The organism is Streptomyces sp. NPDC053367, from assembly GCF_044545925.1.
Taxonomy (GTDB): domain Bacteria; phylum Actinomycetota; class Actinomycetes; order Streptomycetales; family Streptomycetaceae; genus Streptomyces.
In genome coordinates this window covers 431,305-453,468 of the sequence record NZ_JBITYN010000006.1, presented here as the reverse complement: position 1 = coordinate 453,468, position 22,164 = coordinate 431,305, and the positions used below count along the sequence as shown (strand labels likewise).

Annotated in this window: 3 protein-coding genes; all 3 read right to left on the bottom strand. The window is 75.7% G+C overall.

Going from position 1 to position 22,164, the window contains the following annotated elements:
* Positions 1 to 13: 13 nt before the first annotated feature.
* The 3 genes from ACIGXJ_RS19720 to ACIGXJ_RS19710 all read right to left on the bottom strand — a co-directional run bounded on the left by ACIGXJ_RS19720 (position 14) and on the right by ACIGXJ_RS19710 (position 21,601).
* A complete protein-coding gene (locus tag ACIGXJ_RS19720) occupies positions 14 to 18,691 on the bottom strand; it encodes a non-ribosomal peptide synthase/polyketide synthase (RefSeq protein WP_399646839.1) in 18,678 nt (6,225 codons plus the stop codon).
* A gap of 259 nt (positions 18,692 to 18,950) precedes the next feature.
* Complete coding sequence (locus ACIGXJ_RS19715) at positions 18,951 to 20,306, bottom strand: serine hydrolase domain-containing protein (RefSeq protein WP_399646837.1); 1,356 nt, start codon at positions 20,304 to 20,306, stop codon at positions 18,951 to 18,953.
* 86 nt (positions 20,307 to 20,392) lie between these two features.
* Positions 20,393 to 21,601, bottom strand: coding sequence for a cytochrome P450 (locus tag ACIGXJ_RS19710; RefSeq protein WP_399646834.1), 1,209 nt, complete (start codon positions 21,599 to 21,601; stop codon positions 20,393 to 20,395).
* Between the last annotated feature and the right edge of the window lie 563 nt (positions 21,602 to 22,164).

Here is a 22,164-nt window from a genome sequence, read left to right as displayed (position 1 = left end):
GGTCGTCCGGTCCTCACCGTTCTTCGTGGTCGCTGTCGCCGCGTGCGGCGTCTTCGAGTTCGCTCAGCACCTGTTCCTCCACCAGGTCCGCCAGGGCGGCGACGGTGCGGCCCACCAGGACGTCCCGGGGCGTGAGGTGCACGCCGAAGGTGTCGTTGGCGCGGGAGGCGATGAGCAGGGCGCGCAGGGAGTCGCCGCCCAGGGCGAAGAAGTCGTCCTCGGCGCCCACGGTGGTCTCCAGGGCCTCCTCCCACAGGGCGGCGACGGCCTCCTCGGTGGGTGTGCGGGGCGGTACGTGCGCGGCGTCGGGCTGCCGCGTCTCCGGGGCGGGTGCCGGCAGCGCGGACCGGTCGGTCTTGCCGTTCTCCGTGAGCGGGAAGCGGTCCATCGTCACGAACGCCGAGGGCACCATGGGGCCGGGCAGGGTGCGGGCGGCCAGGGCCCGCAGCTCGGCGCCGGCGGGCGGCTCGGCGCCGGGGGCGACCAGCACATGGGCCACCAGGCGCGGCAGCCCCGGCTCGTCCTCCCGCACGCTCACCACGGCGTCCAGGACCGCCGGGTGGCGCACCAGGGTCGCCTCCACCTCACCGGCCTCGATGCGGTGGCCGCGCAGTTTGAGCTGGTGGTCGGTGCGGCCCAGGTAGTGCAGTTCGCCGCGGGCGTCGCGGCGGACCAGGTCGCCGGTGCGGTACATGCGGGTGCCGGGCGGGCCGAACGGGTCGGCGGTGAAGCGCGTCGCCGTCAGGCCGGGGCGGTGCAGGTAGCCGCGGGCCAGGGCCGGTCCGGCGAGCCACAGTTCCCCGGGCACGCCGTCCGGGACCGGGCGCAGACGGGTGTCGAGGACGTAGGCGGCGGTGACCGGCAGGGCGCGGCCGATGGGCGGTGCCTCGCCGTCCGGTGCGAGCGGGTCGGACCAGGTTGCGACGACGGTGGCCTCGGTGGGCCCGTAGGAGTTGATCATGCGGTGGTGCGGTGCCCAGCGGGCGGCCAGCTCGGCCCGGCAGGCGTCCGCGCCGACGATCAGGGTGTGCAGGTCGGGCAGGGTGCCGGGGGTGTCCGGCGGGAGGGTGGCGAGCGCGGCGGGCGGCAGCAGGGTGTGGGTGATGCGCGCGTCGCGCAGGACACTGGCGAGTTCGTCGCCGAGCAGCGGTCCGGGCGGCGGTACGACGAGGGACGCGCCGTGCGGCAGGGACATGCACAGCTCCAGCACGGAGGCGTCGAAGCTGGGCGTGGCGAACGCCAGGACGCGGTCCCCGGCGCCGACCTGGTAGTGCGCGGCCTCGGCGGCGGCGAACGCGGCGAGGCCCCGGTGGGTGACGACGACGCCCTTGGGGGTGCCGGTGGAGCCGGAGGTGTAGATGACGTACGCCGGGTCGTCGAGGTGGAGCGGGCGGACGCGGTCGGGGTCGGCGGGCCGGTGGTCCGGCGCGCCGTCGGGAGGTGCGGCGAGCAGGCCGGCGACCTCCTCGGCGGTCAGGGTGACGGCGGGCCGCGCGTCGCGCAGCATCAGCGCGACCCGCTCGGCCGGGTAGCCGGGGTCCACCGGGAGGAACGCGGCGCCCGCCTTGGCGACGGCCAGCTGGGCGAGGACCATGTCCGCCGAGCGCGGCAGGACCAGCGCGACGAGGTCGCCGGGCCCCGCCCCGCGGGCGATGAGCCGGTGCGCCAGCCGGTTGGCGCGGGCCTCCGCCTCCGCGAAGGTGAGCGTCGACTCCCCCGACTCGACGGCGAGTTCGCCGGGCCACCGGTCGACGGCCGCCTCGATCAGCGCGGGCAGCGTCGCCGGGGACGGCGGCTCCAGCTGCGGGCGGGCGGGTCCGTGCAGCAGCCGGTGGCGTTCGGCCGGCGGCAGCACGTCCACGGTCCCCAGCGGGGCCTCGTCGCCGGAGGCGGCCAGGGCGGTCAGGGTGTGCATCAGCCGGGCGGCCAGTGCGTCGGCGGTGGCCTCGTCGAAGTACCGCGGGTCGTAGCCGAGTTCCACGGTCAGCTCGTCGCCGGGCGAGATCACCACGGTGAGCGGGTAGTTGGTCGCCTCGCGGGCGTCGAGGCCGTGCACCCGCACGCCGTGCGCTCCTGCGGTGGCGTCGCCGACCGGGTAGTTCTCGAACACGAGCAGGCTGTCGAACAGGGGTGTGCCGGCGGGCAGTTCGCTCCACTGGTGCAGGTCGGTGAGCGGCACGTGGTCGAAGCGCCGGTCCTCGGCGCGGGCGGCCTGCACCTCGCGCAGCCAGGCGGGGCACGGCGTGGAGTCGTCCACGGTGACCCGCGCGGGCAGGGTGGTGATGAACAGGCCGGTGATGGTGTCCGCGCCCGGCAGGTCGGCGGGCCGCCCGGAGACCGTGGTGCCGAAGCACACGTCCCGCTCGCCGCCGGAGCGCGCCAGCAGCAGCGCCCAGGCGCCCTGGACGAGGGTGTTGAGGGTGAGCCGGTGGCGGCGGGCGAAGTCGGTCAGGCGGGCGGTGCCGGCCGCGTCGAGCCGTTGCGACAGCCAGGTGCCCGACCGGGCGGCGGCGCCGGGCGCGGGCCTGCGGTCGTACGGCAGCGGGGTGGGCGCGGCGTACCCGGCGAGGGCGGCCTTCCAGTGCTCCTCGGCGGCGGCGCCGTCCCGGCCGGCCAGCCAGGCGGCGTAGTCCGCGAACGGCCGCCGGGCCGGCAGGCGGGGCTCGGTCCCGGCGGCGAGTGCGGCGTGCGCCTGGAGGACGTCCGACAGGACGTGGAAGACGCTCCAGCCGTCCAGCAGGACGTGGTGGAAGGTCCACACCACGCGCACCTCGTCCGGGCCGAGCCGGATCAGGGTGACGCGCAGCAGCGGGGGGCGGGCCAGGTCGATGCCGCGGGCGCGGTCCTCGTCGAGCAGGCGGCGCAGTTCGCTCTCCTGCTCCGCCGGGCCGAGGCCGCTCCAGTCGAGCCGGGTGACGGGCAGGGGGACGTGGCGGTGCACGGTCTGCAGCGGCACCGGGACTCCTGTCAGGGCGACGGCGGTGCGCAGCACGGGCGTGGCGTCCACGACGTGCTGCCAGGCCTGCGCGAGCAGCGCGGGGTCGCGCACGCCGTCGGCGACGAAGGTGATCTGCTCGACGTAGAGGCCCTCGCCGGGCTCGTCCATGCCGTGCACGACCATGCCGGTCTGGGTGGGGGTGAGCGGGTAGACGTCCGTCACGTCGTGGCCGTCGCCGACGAGCCGGTCGACGGCGGCCTGGTCCAGGGCGGCCAGCGGGAAGTCGGACGGGGTGCGGCCGCCCGCGCCGGGCTCGGCGCAGTGCGCGACGATCCGGCGCAGTTCCTCCGCCGTCTCCTCGGCGAGGCGGGCGACGGTCTCCGGCCGGTGCACCGCCCGGGAGTACGACCAGGTGAACTCCAGGCGCCGGTCGGTGACCCGGCCGAGCACGTCGATGAGGTGAGGCCGCTCCGCGGAGCGGTCCATGCCGCCGGTCAGGCCCTCGTGGGGCGCCCGCAGCAGACCGCCACCGCCGACGCCGCCGTCCTGCTGGCCGAGGTAGTTGAAGCCCACCTGCGGCAGGTCGGGGAGGTCCGGGCCCGCGGGGTGCAGGTGGCGCAGCGCGCCGTAGCCCACTCCCCCGCGCGGTACGGCCCGCAGGTTCTCCTTAACCGTCTTGAGCGCGGTGCCGAGGTCGGCGTCGCGCGGCACGTCAAGGCCGACGGGGAACAGGGTGGTGAACCAGCCGACGGTGCGGGAGAGGTCGACGCCCTCGAAGAGGTCCTCGCGGCCGTGGCCCTCCAGGGCGACCACCACCCGGTCCTGTTCTGTCCAGCGGGCGAGGACCCGGCCGAGGGCGGTCAGAAGGACGTCGTTGACGCGGGTGCGGTAGGCGTCGGGGACCTCCGTCAGCAGGCGCCGGGTCTCCTCGGCGCCGAGGCCCACGGTCACTGTCTCCTCGTCGGCGGCGGTGTTGCCGCCGGGGAGGTCCGCCGGCAGGGCGGTGGGGTGCAGGGCGCTCCAGTGGGTGACCTCGTCGTCGAAGCCGCCGTCGGCGGTGTGCGCGGCCAGGCGCCGCGCCCAGTCCCGGAAGGACGTGGTCTTCGCGCCCAGGTCGGGGGTCTCGCCGGCGCGCAGCGCCCGGTGGGCGGCCTCGAGGTCCTCGAGGATCACCCGCCAGGACACCGCGTCGACGACCAGGTGGTGGGCGGCCAGCAGCAGCACGGGCGGCCGGTCGCCGTCCCGGTGGCACAGGGCGGCCTTCAGCAGCGGCCCGTCCGCCAGGTCGAACGCGGAGCACAACTCGGCGATCACGTCGCCCGGTTCCTCGGGGGCGCGGTGCACCTGAAGGTGCGGTGCGGCGCCGGGCGGGGTGCCGACCTGCCGCCACCGGCCGTCGCCCGCGGGCTCGTACCGCATGCGCAGGGCGTCGTGCTGCTCCAGGACGGCGGCGAGGGCGGCGCGCAGCAGCGTCTCGTCGGTGCCGGGCGCGACCTCGAAGGAGACCGCCTGGGTGAAGCGGGCCGGGTCGCCGGTGAGGTCGTCGAACAGCCAGTGCTGTACGGGCGTGAGGGGCACGTCGCCGACGACGGGGCCCTGATCTGCGGTGGCGGTGGCGGGGCCGGCCGGTGAGGTGTCGACCGCGGCGGCGAGCTCGGCGATCGTCTGGTGGGCGAACAGGTGACGGGGCGTCAGGGTCAGTCCGGCGCGGCGGGCCGCGGAGACGATCCGGATGCCGAGGATGGAGTCCCCGCCGAGCGCGAAGTAGTTGTCGGTGGCGCCCACTTCGGGCACGCCGAGCACCTGCGCCCAGATCGCGGCGAGGGTCCGCTCGGTCGCGGTGCTCGGCGGGCCGGTGTCCTGCGGGGTGGCGGCGGACCACACCGGTTCGGGCAGCGCGCGCCGGTCCAGCTTGCCGGTGGCGCCCAGCGGCAGCCGCTCCAGCGGCACCACGGCCGCCGGGACCAGGTGGTCGGGCAGGGTGCGGGCGAGGAACGCGCGCAGTTCGGCCGGCGCCGGGAGGTCGCCGGCGCGGGGCACGGCGTAGCCGACGAGGCGCTTGTGGCCGTCGTGCTCCACGACGCGGGCGGCCACCGCGGCGACCTGCGGGTGCCGGGCCAGCGCGGCCTCCAGCTCGCCGAGTTCGATGCGGAAGCCGCGCACCTTCACCTGGTCGTCGGTGCGGCCCAGGTACAGCAGGTCGCCGTCGGCGGACCAGCGGACCAGGTCGCCGGTGCGGTACATGCGGCTGCCGGGCGGGCCGAAGGGGTCGGCGAGGAAGCGGCCGGCGGTGAGACCGGGCCGGTTGAGGTAGCCGCGGGCCACCCCGGTCCCGGCGAGGTACAGCTCGCCGGGCGCCCCGACGGGCACGGGCCGCAGGCGGGCGTCGAGGACGTAGGCGCGGGCGCCGCCGACGGGCCGGCCGATGGGCGGCACCCGGTCGGGGTCGGCCGGGTCGCAGGTGAAGGCGGTGGCGTAGACGGTGGCCTCGGTGGGGCCGTAGATGTTCATCACCCGGCAGCCGGGGACCGCCGCGCGCACCTGCCGCACGGCGCGGGCGGGCAGCGCCTCGCCGGCCAGGACGACGGTGTCGGCGCCCACGTGCACGGTGTCCTCGGACAGCAGCCGGCCGAGGGCGGACGGGACCGCGCTGAGCAGCCCGGCCCGCCACGGTCCGGACCGCTCGGCGAGGGCCAGCAGGTCGCGGACGACCTCCACCCGGCCGCCGGCCAGCAGCGGCGAGAAGATCTCGAACACCGACACGTCGAAGTTGAGCGAGGTCGACGCCACGACGTGGGCGAGTCCGCGGCCGGTGAACTCGGCGGCGGCCCAGTCGGTCAGCGCCACCACGGAGGCGTGCGGGACGACGACGCCCTTGGGCCGGCCGGTGGAGCCGGAGGTGTGGATGACGTAGGCCGGGTGGTCCGGCAGCAGCCTGCCGCGCCGCTCGCGGTCGCCGACGGGCGCGGCGGACGCGGCGGCCAGCCGGGCCGTCCAGTCCGGGTCGTCCAGGGCGATCCGCGTGTACGGGCCCTCCGGCAGCCGTGCGGAGGTCTCCGCGCTGGTGATCACCGCGTCGGGGCGTACGTCCTCGAAGAGGAACGCGATGCGTTCCGCCGGGTAGCCGGGGTCGACGGGCAGGTAGGCGGCGCCGCTCTTGAGGACCGCGAGGAGCGCCACGATCAGGTCGGCGGTGCGGGGCAGGGCCAGGGCGACGAACCGCTCCGGTCCGGCCCCGGCCTCGATCAGCAGGCGGGCCAGCCGGTTGGCGCGCCCGTCGAGCTGACGATACGTCAACTGCTCGGCGCCGCAGGTGACGGCGGGCGCGTCGGGGGTGCGGGCTACCTGGTCCGCGAAGGCGTCCGGGAGGGTCCGCCGCGGCAGCGGCGCCCCGGGTCCGGCGAGGCGGTCCAGCAGGCGGCGTCCGTCGTCCGGTTCGAGGGGGTTGAGGTCGGCGAGGGTGCGGTCGGCGTCGGCGGCGAACTGGGCCAGCAGGGTGCGCAGGCTCGCGCCGATCCCCTCGACGGTGGCCGCGTCGAAGGCGGCCGGGTCGTAGTCGAGGCTCACGGTGACGTCGTCACCGGGGGCGACGACCACGCTGAGCGCGTAGCTGGTCGGCTCGACGTCGCGTTCCTGCTCGACGGCGAGTCCGTGACGGGCCAGAGCGCCCGCGTCGAACGGGTAGTTCTCGAAGACGACGATGCTGTCGAACAGGCCGGTGCCGCCGGGGACTTCGCTCCACGACTGGAGCTGGGCGAGGGACACGAAGTCGTGGCGGCGCGACTCGGACTGGGCGGCCTGCAGTTCGCGCAGCCACTCCAGCAGGGGGCGGCGCCGGTCGACGCGCAGGCGGGTGGGCAGGGTGTTGATGAACAGGCCCACCATCGAGGTGACGCCGGGCAGTTCGGCCGGGCGGCCGGACACGGTCGTGCCGAAGACGACGTCGTCGCCACCGCCGTAGTGGTGCAGCAGCAGGCCCCAGGCGCCCTGGAGCACGGTGTTGACGGTCAGGCCGGCCCGCTGGGCGGTGTCCCTGAGCCGGGCCGAGACCTCCTTGCCGAGGGCCACCCGCACGGTGCCCGACGAGGACGCCCCGCGACCGGCGGGGCGCCGGTCGCGGGGCAGCTCGGTGGGTACGGCGAACCCGGAGAGGGTGTCGCGCCAGTGCCGTTCCGCGCGGGCGGTGTCCTGGCCGCCCAGCCATTCCAGGTAGCGGACGAAGGGGGCCCGGTCGGGCACCTGCGGGCGGCGGCCGGCGGTCCGGGCCGCGTACCGCTCGCACACCTCGTCGAACACCTGGGCCGCGCTCCAGCCGTCGAGCAGCACGTGGTGGAACGTCCACACCATGCGCACCCGGTCGGGGGCCAGCCTGATCAACGCGAGCCGCGTCAGCGGGGCCGCGCCGAGGTCGATGCCGGCCTCGCGGTCCGCGGCGAGCAGGGCGTCCGTCTCCTGCGCGCGGCGCTCGGCGCTCCAGCCGGTCCAGTCGTGGTGGGTGACGGGCACGGCGGCCCGCTTCTCCACCACCTGGAGGGGTTCGGCGGTCTCCTGCCACACCAGGCGGGTGCGCAGGATCGCGTTGGCGTCCGCGGTGTCCTGCCACGCCGCGGCGAGGGCGTGCGGGTCGGTGACGCCGTGCAGGACGACCTGCACCTGGTTGACGTAGGTGCGGCCCTGCGGGTCCAGCAGGCTGTGGAACAGCATGCCCGCCTGCATCGGGGTCAGCGGGTACACGTCCTCGACGCCGCGGCCGTCGCCCACGATCCGGTCCACGGCCGCCTGGTCGAGCCGGGCGAGCGGGAAGTCCGAGGGAGTGCGGCCGCCGGCCCCGGGGGCGGCGCAGTGCGCGACGATCTCCTCCAGGGAGCGCAGCATGCCCCCGGCGAGGGAGGCGACGGTCTCCTCGCGGTGGCGGCCGCCGCTGTAGTGCCAGGTGATCTCCAGCTGGTCGTCCTCGACGCGGGCCACCACGTCCAGCAGGTGCGGCCGGGGCGCGCCGGGGTCCTCGGCGCCGTCCAGGCCGCCGGGCACGGCCCGGACCAGCTCGGCGTCGGCGGCGGACCAGTCGAACCGGCCGAGGTAGTTGAAGCTGATGCCGGGCAGCGGTGCCCCGGCGAGGTGTTCGTCGCCCGCGAGGTGGCGCAGCGCGCCGTAGCCGATCCCGCGGTCGGGCACGGCCCGCAGCTGTTCCTTCACGGCCTTCAGCGCGGCGCCCCAGTCGCCGCCGGGCAGGGCGAGGGCGACCGGGAAGAGGCTGGTGAACCAGCCGACCGTGCGGGACAGGTCGAGGTCGTCGAAGTGCTGGTCCTCGCGCCCGTGTCCTTCCAGTCCCACGGCGACGGTGTCGCGTCCGGTCCAGTCGGCCAGGACGCGGCCGAGGGCGGTCAGCAGGACGTCGTCGACGCGGGTGCGGTACACGCCGGGGACCTTGCGCAGGAGGTCCTCGGTGCGCCGGCGGTCCAGGCGTACGGTCACGGCGCGCAGGTCGGCGACGGTGTTGCCGCCGTCGAGGTCCACCGGCAGGGGTGCGGCGCAGTACCGGGAGACGTCGGCCCAGTGGGCGCGCTGCGCGGCGAGGTCCGCCTCGCCGGTGCGGGCGGTGAGCCGCCGCACCCATTCCCGCACGGACGTGGTGCGCCGCGGCAGCCGCACCGGCTCGCCGGTCCTGGCCTGCCGGTAGGCCGTCTCCAGGTCCTCCAGCAGGACGCGCCAGGAGACACCGTCGACGATCAGGTGATGGGCCGTCAGCAGCAGGCGCGGGGGCCGGCCGCCGCCGGTGAACAGGCGCGCGGCGATCAGCGGCCCGGTGTCCAGGCGGAAGCCGGTGTGGGCCTCGTGGGTGAGGCGGGCCTCGGCCGTCGCGGCGGCCTCGGTGTCGTGGCCGCCCAGGTCGTGGGTGCGCAGCAGCTCCGGCACCTCGGTGTCCGCGGCGGTGTACTCCTGGCGCCAGGTGCCGTCGGCGGCGCGGGTGAAGCGGGCGCGCAGGGCGTCGTGGTGGGTCCACAGCGCGGCGAGGGCGGTGTGCAGGGCGGCGGGGTCGACGTCCTCGCCGGTCTCGACGACCACCGACTGGTTGAAGTACTCCGGGCGGGGCGGCTCGGCGTCGAGGAACCAGTGCTGGATCGGGGTGAGGGGCACCTCGCCCGTGACCGTGCCGGTGCCCGCGACGGTCGCGGCGGCGCCGGTCGAGGCGGCGGCCAGGGCGGCGAGCGTGGGGTGGCGGAAGAGGTCCCTCGGGGTCAGCGCGAGTCCGGCGGTGCGGGCCCGGGAGACGACCTGGATGCTGACGATCGAGTCGCCGCCCAGCATGAAGAAGTGGTCGTCGAGGCCGACGCGTTCCACGCCCAGCAGGTCGGCCCAGATGCCGGCGAGCACCTGCTCGGCCTCGGTGCGCGGCGCGCGGTGGGCGGTGTCTGCGGCCGCCGACCACTCGGGGGCGGGCAGCCGGCGCCGGTCGACCTTGCCGTTCGTGGTCAGGGGCAGCTCGGCGAGGGGCACGAACGCGGCCGGGACCATGTAGTCGGGCAGTTCCGCGGCCACGTGGGCGCGCAGCTCGGCCGTCTGCGGCACGGCGGCGCCGGGGGCCGGCACCAGGTGGGCGACCAGGCGTTTGCGTCCCTCGTGCCGCGACACCGACACCACGGCCTCGGCGACCGCCGGGTGGGCGGTGAGCCGGGCCTCGATCTCGGCGGGCTCGACGCGGAAGCCGCGGATCTTGATCTGGTCGTCGGCGCGGCCCACGAAGTGCAGGTCGCCGTCGTCGCTCCAGCGCACGATGTCGCCGGTGCGGTACATCCGTCCGCCGGGCGGTCCGTAGGGGTCGGCCAGGTAGCGGGCCGCGGTGGCGCCGGGGCGGCCGATGTAGCCGCGGGCCAGTCCGGCGCCCGCGAGGTACAACTCCCCCGGCACACCCGGCGGCTGCGGCTGCAGGGCGCCGTCCAGGACGTAGACGCGGGTGTCGTCGAGGGGGCGGCCGATGGGGAGCGCCGCGGGCAGGGTGTCACCGGCGCGGAAGGGCCGGCGGGTGGCGAAGGTGGTGGTCTCGGTGGGGCCGTAGACGTCGACGACGGTGAGGTCGGGGCAGGCGTCCAGCACGCGCCGTACGGCGGCGCCGGGCACGGCCTCGCCGCCGGTCCACACCTCGCGGGCGCCGCGCAGGCAGCCGGGGTCCTCCTGGGCGAACAGGCGGAACAGACCGATCGTCAGGAACACACAGGTGACGCCCTGTTCGGTGATCGCGTGGCGTACGGCGGCGGCGTCCAGCTCTCCCGGCGGGGCGAGGACGGCCGTGCCGCCGCGCAGGAGGGGCACCCACAGCTCGTAGGTGGACGCGTCGAAGGCGTGCGGGGAGTGCACGAGGACGCGGTCGTGGCTCGCGAAGGCACGGTCGAGGGCGAGCGCGGCGACGTCCCGCTGCCGTGCGGCCACGCCCTTGGGGTTGCCGGTGGAGCCGGAGGTGAACATGAGGTACTGGACGTTGTCCGGGTGCACGCGCGGCACGGTGGCGAGGTCCGCGGTGGGCCCGTCGGTGTCCTGGTCCGGGCGCAGGACGTGTCCTGCGGGGAGGAGGTCCGCGGCGGTCGCGTGCCACTCGGCGTCCGTGAGGAGCAGGCCGGCGCCGGCCTCGGCGAGCATGGTGCGCAGCCGGTCCCCGGGGGCCCGGCCGTCGAGCGGGACGTACACGCCGCCGAGGCGGGCGAGGGCGAGCTGGGCGACGACGAGGGCGGTGGAGCGGTCCATGAGCACGCCGACGGCGACCTCCGGGCGCACCCCGAGCGCGGCCAGCCGGCCGGCCAGGGCACTCGCCCGGGCGTCGAGGTCGCGGTAGGTCAGCAGCTCGTCGCCGGCCAGCAGGGCGACGGCGTCCGGGGTGCGTTCCACCTGCGCGGCGAAGAGGTCCGCGGTGGTCGTGACGGGCGCGTCGGTGGCCGTGTCGTTCCAGGCGTGCAGCACCTGCTCGCGGCGGGCGGCCGTCAGCAGGGACAGCCGGGCGGGGGTGGACCGGGGGGTGGCGGCGAAGCCCTCCAGCAGGACGGTGAGGTACTCGGCCATCCGCTCGACGGTGGCGGCGTCGAACAGGTCCGGGTCGTAGCCGAGGCGCAGGGTGAGCTCCGCGCCGGGGTAGGCGACCAGGCTGAGCGGGTAGTTGGTGGTCTCGATCCCCTCCAGGCCGGTCAGCCCGAGGCCGTGCGCGGCGGCGAGGTCGTCGTCCACCGGGTAGTTCTCGAACACCACGATGCTGTCGAACAGGGCGGCCCGCTCGGGCAGGTCGGTGTACGCCGTCATCCGGTGCAGCGGCACGTGGTCGTGGCGGCGGTCCTCGCTCTGCTCCTGCTGGAGCCGGGCCAGCCAGGTGAGCAGCGGCTCGTCGCGCGGCACCCGCACGCGGGTGGGCAGGGTGGCGATGAACAGGCCGGTGATGGCGTCGGAGCCGGGCAGCTCGGGCGGCCGCCCGGAGACGGTGGTGCCGAACACCACCTCGTTGCGGGCCGCCTGACGGCTCATCAGCAGCGCCCAGGCGCCCTGGACAAGGGTGTTGACCGTCAGGCCCGCGGTCCTCGCCACGTCCAGCAGGGACTTGGTGACGGCCTCGGGCAGGTTGACGCGCACCGCCGCCGTGGACTCCGCGCGGTGGCTCTCGCGGGGCTCGCGGTCGAAGGGCAGCGCGGTGGTCTCGGCCAGGCCGTTCAGGCGGGCGCGCCAGTGCCGTTCGCCCTCGGTGCCGTCGGTGTGCTCACGCAGCCAGGCGACGTAGTCGCGGAACGGGCGGCGCTCGGGAAGTGCCACCGCTGCGGTGCCGGACAGGCCGGCGTGGCAGGCGAACACGTCGGAAAGGACCTGGAACAGGCTCCAGCCGTCCAGGATCAGGTGGTCGAAGGACCACACGACGCGCACCGCGGCGTCGGAGACCCTGGCCAGGACCAGGCGTTGGAGCGGGGCGCGGGTCAGGTCGACGCCCCGGGCGCGGTCCCGGTCGAGCAGGTCGCGCAGCCGCTCGTCCTGCTCGGCGGCGGTCAGGCCCCGCCAGTCGGCCGACTCCACCGGTACGGCGGCTCGGCGCTGCACCACGAGCAGCGGCTCGGGCACGTCCTCCCACACCACCCGCGCGCGCAGCACCGGGGTGCGGTCGGTGACCCGTTGCCAGGCGTCGGCCAGCACGGCCGGGTCGGGCACGCCGTCCAGGACGAACGTCAACTGCTGGAAGTACACGCCCCGGTCGGCCTGCGAGAGCCGGTGGAAGAGCATGCCGGCCTGGGTGGGCGTGAGCGGGTGGACGTCCTCCAGGCCCGCCGGGTCCTCCCCCGCGATCCGGTCGACGTGCTTCTGGTCGAGCCGTGCCAGCGGGAAGTCCGAGGGGGTGCGGCCTGCGGCGCCGGGACGGGCCGCGTGCCGGGCGAGACCGGCCAGCGCGTCGGCGTAGCGTTCCGCGAGGTCCGCGACGGTCTCCGGCAGGTGCAGCCGGTCGGAGTAGAACCAGGTGAACTCCAGGCTGTCGCCGTCGAGCCGCCCCACCACCTCCAGGGGGTGCGGGCGCGTCGAGGCGGGATCGGCGTCCAGCTCCAGCGGACGGGCCAGCCCACGGAACAGGCCGTCGGCGGAGGTCTCGGACAGGCCGAACCGGCCGAGGTAGTTGAAGCTGATCTGCGCGCTGGTCGCCGGGAGCGGTGCGCCGTCGCGGCCCGGCAGGGTCAGCGCGCCGTGGCCGATGCCGTGCCGGGGCACGGCGCGCAGGTGTTCCTTGACCTGCTTGAGCACGCCGTCCCAGCCGGCCTCGGGCGGGACGGCCAGGGCGACGGGGTGGCGGGTGGTGAACCAGCCGACGGTGCGGCTGGTGTCGACGTCGGCGAACAGGTCCTCCCGGCCGTGCCCTTCGACGTCGACCAGGACCCGCTGGTGCCCGCTCCAGCCGCACAGCACCCGGCCGAGTGCTGCGAGCAGGACGTCGTTGGCCCGGGTGCGGTACGTCTCCGGGAGGGTCCGCAGCAGCAGGTCGGTGTCCTCCGGGCCGATCCGCACCGTCACCGAGCGCTGGGAGGCGTAGGTGTTGGCGCCCTCCAGGTCCACGGGCAGCACCGCCCGGGCTTCCTCGGTCTCCCGGGTCCAGTAGGCCTTCTCCGCGGCGAAGCCGCCCGCGGCGGTGTGCGCGGCCAGCCGCTCGGCCCACTGCCGCAGCGGGGAGGACTTGCGGGGCAGCGCGGCCGCGCCGTCGCGGCCCTCGCGGCGGGCGTCGTAGGCGCGTTCGAGGTCTTCGAGGAGCAGGCGCCAGGAGACGCCGTCCACGACGAGGTGGTGCACGGACAGGTGCAGGACGGGCGGCCGTCCGTCGCCCCGGTCGTGCAGGACGGCGCGCAGCAGCGGACCGTGGTCCAGGTCGTACGGGCCGAGGTGCGGGGCGTCGGTGTCCGGACCGGTGTGGCGGGTGAGGCGGCAGCGCGCGCCCGGGCCGTCGATCAGCCACCGTACGCCTTGGCCGTCGGCCAGGAAGCGGGACCGCAACGCGTCGTGGTGGGCGACCACGTCGTCCAGGGCGGCCTGCAGCGCGCTCTCGTCGACGTCGGCGGGCAGGTCCAGCGACAGCGTCTGGGCGAAGTGCCCGGCCCGCTCGGCGGCGCTGTCGAACAGCCAGTGCTGGATGGGGGTCGGCGGCGCGGTGCCGGTGGCCTCGGCGGGGGCGGCCGGGGCTGCCCCGCGCCGGGTGCCGGCCTCGTCGGCGCGGCGGGCCAGGGCGGCGAGCGTCTGGTGCCGGTAGAGGTCCCGCGAGCTGATCGTCAGGCCCGCCTGCCGGGCCTGGGCCACGACCTGGATGCTGAGGATGGAGTCGCCGCCCAGTGCGAAGAAGTTGTCGTCCGCGCCGACCCGCTCCATGTGCAGGACACCGGCCCAGATGGCGGCCAGGGTCCGTTCGGTGGCGGTGCGGGGCGCGACGTGACGGGCGGCGCGTTCGGCGGGTGCCGGGTCGGGGAGCCGGCCGCGGTCCAGCTTGCCGTTGGGGTTGAGCGGCAGGGCGGGCAGCACCACGACGGCCGAGGGGACCATGTGGTCGGGCAGGGTGCGCCCGAGGGCACGGCGTACGGCCTCGGGCTCCACGGTGGCGCCGGGGGCGGGCACGACGTATCCGGCGAGGCGGCGGTGGCCGTCGGCGTCGCGGACGGTGGCGGCGGCCTCGGCGACGCCCGCGCAGCCGCGCAGGGCCTCCTCGACCTCGCCGAGTTCGATGCGGAAGCCGCGCACCTTGACCTGCTGGTCGACGCGGCCCAGGTACTCCAGCTGGCCGTCGGCGCTCCAGCGCACCAGGTCGCCCGTGCGGTACATGCGCTCCCCAGGAGCGCCGAACGGGTCGGCGACGAAGCGGGTGGCGGTCAGGCCGGGCCGGTGCAGGTACCCGCGCGCGAGTCCGCCGCCGCCGAGGTACAGCTCGCCGGTGACGCCGGGCGGCTGGGGGCGCAGCAGGTGGTCCAGGACGTAGGCGCGGGTGCGGGCGACGGGGCGCCCTATGGGCGGGGCCTGGTCGGGGACGGTGCCGCCGGCGAACCAGGCGGTGGCGTAGACGGTGGCCTCGGTGGGGCCGTAGATGTTCGCCACCTCGGCGGCGGGCATGGCGTCCCTGATGTCCCGTACGGTCCGGGCGGGCAGGGCCTCGCCGGCCAGGACGACGGTGTCCGCCTCCAGGGCGCCGGCGCCGCCGAACACCCGGGACAGCGCGGAGGGCACACCGCTGAGCAGCCCGGCCCGGCGCGGGCCGGAGCCGTCGGCTGGAGCGGGGAGGCCGGCGAGGACGGCCAGGTCGGCGACGACGTCGACGCTGCCGCCGGCCAGCAGCGGGCACAGCAGCTCGAAGACGGACACGTCGAAGTTGAGGGAGGTGGAGGCGACGACGTGGGAGAAGCCGCGCGCTCCGAACGTGTCCCGGGCCCAGGCTGCCAGCGCGGCCACGCTGCGGTGGGTGACGACCACGCCCTTGGGCCGGCCGGTGGAACCGGAGGTGTAGATGACGTAGGCGGGGTGGGACGGGTGGAGGGGTGCCGTGCGGTCGGCGTCGGTGAGGTCGGCGGTGGCGTCGCCACCGGCCGCCTCGGTGAAGTCGGCTTCGGCGCCGGTCGGGTCCGCGAGGCCGACCGCGGTACCGGCCGGGGCGTCGGCTGCGGCGTCGGTGACGAAGGGTGCCACGTCCTCCAGCAGCAACGGCTCGCAGTCCTCGGGCAGCGCGTGCGCGGTCTCCCGGGTGGCGAGGACGAGGGCGGGGGCCGCGTCGGTGAGCATGAAGCGAATGCGCTCGGCCGGGTAGGCGGGGTCGACGGGCAGGTAGCCGGCGCCCGACTTCAGGACGGCCCACAGCACCGGCAGCAGGCCGGCGCTGCGCGGCAGGCACAGCGCGACGAGGGACTCCGGTCCCGCGCCGCGCGCGGCGAGCAGGCGGGCGAGACGGTTGGCGCGCCGGTTCAGGCCGGCGTAGTCCAGCCGGGCGTCGCCGCAGGTCACGGCGGTCCGGTCGGGCGTCCTTGTCACCTGCTCCTCGAACAGCGCGGGGAGCGTGGTGTCGGCGGCCGGGTCCGCGGCCGCCGCGGGCGGGTTCCAGGAGTCGAGGAGCGCGCGCCGCTCGTCGTCGGACAGCAGCGGGAGGTCGGCGAGCGTCCGCTGGGGGCCGTCCGCCATCCCTTCGAGCAGGTGGCGCAGTTGCCGGGCCATCCGGGCCACGGTCGCCGCGTCGAACAGGTCGGTGTTGTACTCGACCGTCAGCTCGTGGCCGCCGTCGGCGCGCGGCGCGAACTCCAGCACCAGGTCGAAGCGGGCGGCCGGGCGGGGCAGCGGGTGGTCCTCGATGCGCAGTCCGGCGGCGGCCGGCGGCCGGGCGGGGGCGGCCTGCTGGACCACCAGTGCCTGCACCAGCGGGGTGCGGCTGGGGTCGCGGGGCGGGGCCAGCTCCTCGACCACCCGGTCGAAGGGCACGCCGTCGTGGGCGAACGCGTCCAGCACGGTCGCGCGCATGCTCTGCACGAACCGGTCGACCGTGGCGGCGTCGTCGACCTCGCCGCGCAGCACGACGGTGTTGGCGAAGAAGCCGGTCACGTCCTCGAGTTCGCGGCGGTCCCGGCCGTTGGTGACGGTGCCGAAGGCGACGTCCCGCTGTCCCGAGTAGCGGGCGAACAGCACGGCCGCCGCCGCGGCGAACACCGTGAAGACGGTGGTGTCGCGGCCCGCGGCCAGCTGCCGCAGCCGGTCCACCAGGTGGCTCGGTATGTCCTGGCGGTGGGCGGCGCCCGCGGTGGTGCGCACCGCGGGGCGCGGCCGGTCGGTGGGCAGCTCCAGCTGCTGGAGGCCGGCGAGGTGGCGCCTCCAGTAGGCGAGGTCGTCGGCGTGGGCGTCGGCAGTGTGCCGCCCGCGCTCCCACAGCGCGAAGTCCGGATACTGCACGTCCTGTTCGGGCAGCCCGTCGGGTTCGCCGGCGGCCTCCGAGCGGTAGAGCGCGGCCAGGTCCCGGGTGAGGACGCCGACCGACCAGCCGTCGGTGACGATGTGGTGCTGGGCCAGCAGCAACACGTGGTCCTCGGGTGCCCTGCGGACGAGCAGCGCGCGCGTCAGGGGTCCGGTCGTCAGGTCGTGGGGGCGGCGCAGTTCCTCGGTCAGCAGGCGCTCGACGGCGCTGTCCCGCCGGTCGGCGGGCACGTGCCCGACGTCGGCGGTGCGCAGCGGCAAGGCCGGCTCGGGGGCGACGAGTTGGACGCCCTGCCCGTCGACCGTGGCGAAGGTGGTGCGCAGGGAGTCGTGGCGGGCGGCGAGCCGGTGCAGGGCGCGGTCCAGGGCCGGCGTGTCGAGGGGGCCGCGCAGGCGCAGCGCGACGCCGGTGTTGTACTCGGTGCCGCCGTCGGTGAGGTCGTCGAGGAACCACAGGCGCCGCTGGGCGCTGGAGAGCGGGACGGGTTGTGAGCGCGGGGCGGCGGGGATCGGCTCCGGCGGGGCGGCGGACGGCTCGGCGGTCAGGGGGGCGAGCGCGCCGACGGTCCGGGCGGTGAACACGTCGCGCAGGGTGAGCCGGGCGCCGGACGCCTCCCGGACGCGGGTCAGCACGCGGGCCGCGAGGATCGAGTCGCCGCCGAGGTCGAAGAAGTCGTCGTCGATGCCGACGGTGTCGACGCCGAGGACGTCGGCCCAGATCGCGGCCAGGGTCCGTTCGCCGTCGGTGCGCGGTGCGACGTGCCGCTCGGCCGGCGCCGCGCCGGGTGCGGGCAGTGCCCTGAGGTCGATCTTGTTCTGCGGGGTGAGCGGCAGCGCGTCCAGCACGACGATCGCGGAGGGCACCATGTGCGCGGGCAGCGCGGCGGCGAGGGCGGCGCGCAGCCGGGCCGGCTCGGGGCTGCGGGCGGGGTCGGCGGGGGTGACGTAGCCGATGAGCCGGCCGCGGCCGGGGTCCTGGTCACGGACCACGACGACGGCCTCGCGGACCTGCGCGTCCCGGGTCAGGGCGGCCTCGATCTCGCCGGGTTCGATGCGGAAGCCGCGCACCTTGACCTGCCGGTCGGCGCGGCCGAGGAACTCCAGCTCGCCGTCGTCGCGCCGGCGAACCCGGTCGCCGGTGCGGTAGAGACGGGCGCCGGCCGGCCCGGAGGGGTGGGCGACGAAGCGTGTCGCGGTCAGTCCGGGGCGGTCGAGGTAGCCGCGGGCCAGACCGTCGCCGCCCACGTACAGTTCGCCCTCGCCGCCGGGCGGCACCGGGCGCAGTGCCGCGTCCAGGACGTGGGCCTCGGTGCCGGGCAGCGGGCCGCCGATGGTGGGCGTCCCGGTGCCGGCGGTCAGGGGTCCGGTCCAGGTGGCGACGATGGTGGCCTCGGTCGGCCCGTAGGAGTTGATCATGCGGCGGCCGGGGGCCCACCGGTCGACGAGGGCGGCCGGGCACGCCTCGGCGCCGACGATCAGGGTGCGCAGCGACGGAAGGCCGCCGAGGTCCGCCGGGTCGGGCAGGGTGGCGAGGGCCGCCGGCGGTATGAGGGTGTGGGTGATGCGGTGTTCGGCCAGGACGGCGGCCAGTTCGTCGCCCAGCCATGGCCCGTGCGGCGGGACGACCAGCGTGGCGCCGGACAGCACGGAGATGAACAGCTCCAGCACGGAGGCGTCGAAGCTGGGAGAGGAGAACTGCAGCACACGGTCGCCGGGGCCGACGGCGTAGCGTTCGGCGGCCGCCGCGGCGAAACCGGCGATGCCCCGGTGGGTGACGGTGACGCCCTTGGGGGTGCCGGTGGAGCCGGAGGTGAAGATGACGTACGCGGCGTGATCGGGGAGTACCCGGGGCGCGGGCGCGGTCGCCTCCGGGTCCTCGTCGTCGTCCAGTAGTGCGCGGACCCGGTCGAGGTCGTCCAGGACGACGGCCGGTGCGGCGTCGGAGAGCATCAGTTCCCGCCGTTCGGCGGGGTAGCCGGGGTCGACGGGCAGGAACGCGGCACCGGCCAGGGCCACGGCCAGCTCGGCGGCGATCAGTTCCATCGAGCGCGGCAGGACCAGTGCCACCGTCCGCTCCGGTCCGGCGCCGTTCGCGGCGAGGTGGGCGGCGAGCCGGCCGGCCCGCCGGGCGAGTTCGCCGTACGACCAGGTGTGGCGGCCGTCGGTCACCGCGGGGGCGTGCGGGTCGCGCGTCACCCAGCCGGTGAACACCTCACCGAGCGGGACGTACCGGGGGGCGTGGTCGGCACGGGCCGGCGGGACGGGACCGGCCGCTGGGGAAGCGGGCGTGGCGGGGCGCGGGGCGTGCAGGTCCGTCATCGGGGAGCAGTCCTTCGGGCGGGTGGCGGCGCGCGGACCCGGCGAAGCCGCTCGCGGGCGGCGCGCGGGCACACCGGAGCGGTGCGGGGGTCCTTGCGTACGGGGCGGGTGCGTGACGGGTGGCGCGGGACGCGGTCGGACGGCGGCGGTAACAAGCGCGCGGTGCGGTCAATCGCATGCCGACGACGCGCGGTGCGGTCAATCGCATGCCGTACGACGCGCGGTGCGGTCGGACGGCGGCGGTGCGACCGCGGTGCGGTCAACCGGTGCCTGTTCGGCGCGCGGTGCGCCCGGATATCTGCAGCCGGTCGATGGCCCCGGTGACCGGGTCGCGGTGGAAGCGGCCGCCCGGTTCGAGCCGGCCGGTGGACGGGTCGACCAGGTCGCAGGACAGGTCCGCGTAGCACACCAGCGGGATGGGGTAGTCACCGTCGACGGACAGGGTCGGCTTGCCGTCCCCGTCCAGCTTGACGATGTACTCGATGCCCCCGTTGCGGTACGTCCCGGCGCAGTCCGGGAGGGTCACGGCGGGTCCGCGGCGTGTGCCGGCGGACGGGCCGGTGGGCACGCGGATGCCGGTGAGCCGGGCGAGTTCCGCGGCGATGTCGCGCCACAGGGCGGTGGCGGCACCGGAGTTGCCGGTGAAGGCGACCACGACGCCCGTGTCGGCGTCGGCCCGCAGGTGGCAGGAGGTGCCCTGGGCGTTGCCGTCGTGGCCCCACCACGCCCGGCCGTCCTGCTGGAAGAGGGCGAGGCCGAGGCCCCAGGAGTCCGCCAGCGCACCGGCGTCGGCGGCCGGTTCGGGGTGGCGCATCCGGTCGGCGACGGCGGCGGGCAGCGCGGCCGATCGGCCGATCAGGGCTCGGCCCAGGGTGACCAGGTCCTCGGCGCCGGCCAGCAGGGCTCCGGCCGGGGCCTCCACCGGGGCGAGGTTCTGGTGGGCCGGGCGCACCAGGCCCGTGGCCGTGTTGAGGGCGTGGCCGCTGGCGAGCGGCCGGGAGGGGGCGGTGTCACCGAGGAAGGCGGGGACGATGCCCAGGGGTTCCAGGACGAGCGCCGTCACCGCTTCCTGCCAGGTCATGCCCGTCACTTCGGACAGGATGCGGCCGGCGGCGACGTAGCCGGCGTTGGAGTACGAGAATCCGGTGCCCGGCGCGAAGAGGGCGTTCCGGGCGGTCCAGACGGTCGAGAGGTAGCGGGAGGCGGTGGCGCCGACGGCACTGTCGGAGTCGGGCCCGGTGGGGAGGCCGGCGGTGTGACTCAGGAGGTGACGGGCCGTCACGTCGGGTAACTTGCCAGGTAAGTCGGGCAGGAGGTCGCTGACGGGCTCGTCCAGGTCGATGTCGCCGTCGTCGGCGAGGAGCAGGACGGCGGTGGCGGTGGCGACCTTGGTGACGGAGCCCACGGGGACGGCCGTCCGCGCGGTGAACGCGGTGTTCGTCAGGGCGTCGGCCGTGCCGGTGTGCAGGCTGACGAGGTGGGTTCCCGTGTGGACGGCGAGCTGGGCGCCGGGCACGCGGTGGATGCGCGCGAGGGATTCGAGGCGACTGCGCAACTCGTGGTGTGAGGGGGCCGATGGCCGGTCGGTGGTCTGCGCGGAGGTCGAGTAGGGCATGGGGACGTGACTCCTGGTGAGAGCGGCTGGGGAGAGCGGACGCGCCGGCCCGCGGTGAGCGGTGCGGGGGTGCGCGTCGACGTGCTTTACGGCCTGGTGACGGCGATCGGCAGGTGGCGTACGCCGACGATGACGGCCGGGTTCTGGTACGTGACGTCGTCGTACGAGGGCACCGCGATGTCGGGGAAACGATCCATCATCATCCGCAGGGCGATACGGGCTTCCAGTCGGGCCAGGGGGGCGCCGAAGCAGAAGTGGATGCCGTGCCCGAAGGTCAGATGGGGGTTGGGATCGCGGGCCGGGTCGAAGACGTCCGGCGAGGTGAAGCGGGAGGGGTCGCGGTTGGCGGCCCCCAGGTGGACCATCAGCAGGGTGTCGGCCGGGATCTCGTGGCCGCCGAGCTCCACGGTCCGGGTGGTGCGCCGGCCCAGCTCGGGGAAGGGCGGGAGGCACCGCAGGACTTCCTCCACGGCGGCGGGCACCCGGTCCGGGTCCTTGCGCAGCGCGTCGAACGTGCCGGGGTGCCGGTCGAAGGTGACCACGGCGTTGCCGATCAGCGCGGTGGTGGTGATGTGCCCCGCGACCAGCAGCAGGGCGACGAAGCCGACGATCTCCTGGTCCTCCAGCCGCGTCCCGTCGACCTCGGCGGAGAGGAGTCTGCTGGTCAGGTCGTCACCGGGGTCGGCGCGGCGGCGGCGTATGTGGTCCAGCACGTAGCCGTTCATCTCGCGCACGGTCGGGGCGATGGCCTCCAGCGCCCGTTCCAGGTCGGCCATGTCGAGGCTGTCGCCGAGCTGGTCACCGCCGAAGAGGGTCGCGGCCCACTCCTGGAACATCCGGTGGTCCTCGGCGGGGACACCGAGGAGTTCGGCGATCACGATGATCGGCAGGGGGTAGGCGAGGGTGTCGACCAGGTCGAAGCGGTCGCGGTCGGCGACACCGTCGAACAGCCGCGCGCAGACGGCCTCGATGCGCGGTGCGAGTCCGTGGACGACGCGGGGGGTGAAGGCCTGGCTGACCAGGGTGCGGAGCTTGCGGTGCTCCGGCGGGTCCATGCCGACGAAGTTGCCCCGGGTGAAGGTCTCGAAGTCCTCCTGGGTGGGGGCGATCGGCGTCATGTCGGAGGAGTACGTCGCCGGGTCGGACAGGACGGCGGCGACGCCCTGGTGGTCCACGACGTGCCACTGCCGCCGCTCCTCGTCGTACGTCACGGGGCCCGCGTCGCGTAAGGAGCGCCATCTCCCGGGTAACGCGTCGAGTGGCGATTCCGCCCCGGTCAGTTCTGTGCTTGTCACCGTTTCTCCTTGGGTGAGAACGCGCAGGCCCGGCGGTGGGTCACCGACGATGCCGTGGTGCGACGGCGCCGTGGGGCGCCGCGGGCAGAGGTGGCCGTCATGCTCGCGGCCACCGGGCGTGGCGCCGCAGGGCGGCTCTCGCTCCGCGCCGGATGGCCGCCGCGCGGCCCGCACGGGGGCCGGGCCGGGAGCGACCGGCCGGTCCGCCGGCTCACGCCATGCCGGCCCAGGCGTCAGCGCACCTGAGGACGGCTTCCGGACGGCGGGGCTGCGGCTCCGAGCGGTCCGGACGCCCGACGAGCAGCGGACAGGCCCGCACCTGCGCGGCCTGGCAGCACACACCCCGGGAACCGAGCAGACATCAACACATCCCCCCGTGACTTCTCCCGCGCAGCAACCCTGCGCGGGAACTCCCGTGACCCACGATTCCGCACTTCACATGCCGAGAACGCGCCTTCGACACGATCTGTCCGGGCCGAGTGCGCTCACAGTTTTCACGTCGTGTGACCAGATGGCAACCCCCCGAAATCGAAGGGGAGAGCCATCAGGCGCCCCACTGAGGA

Bases quoted from the DNA above. Each gene is read 5' to 3' on its own strand.
- ACIGXJ_RS19720 (WP_399646839.1), bottom strand. From the start codon at position 18,691: ATGACGGACCTGCACGCCCCGCGCCCCGCCACGCCCGCTTCCCCAGCG.
- ACIGXJ_RS19715 (WP_399646837.1), bottom strand. From the start codon at position 20,306: ATGCCCTACTCGACCTCCGCGCAGACCACCGACCGGCCATCGGCCCCC.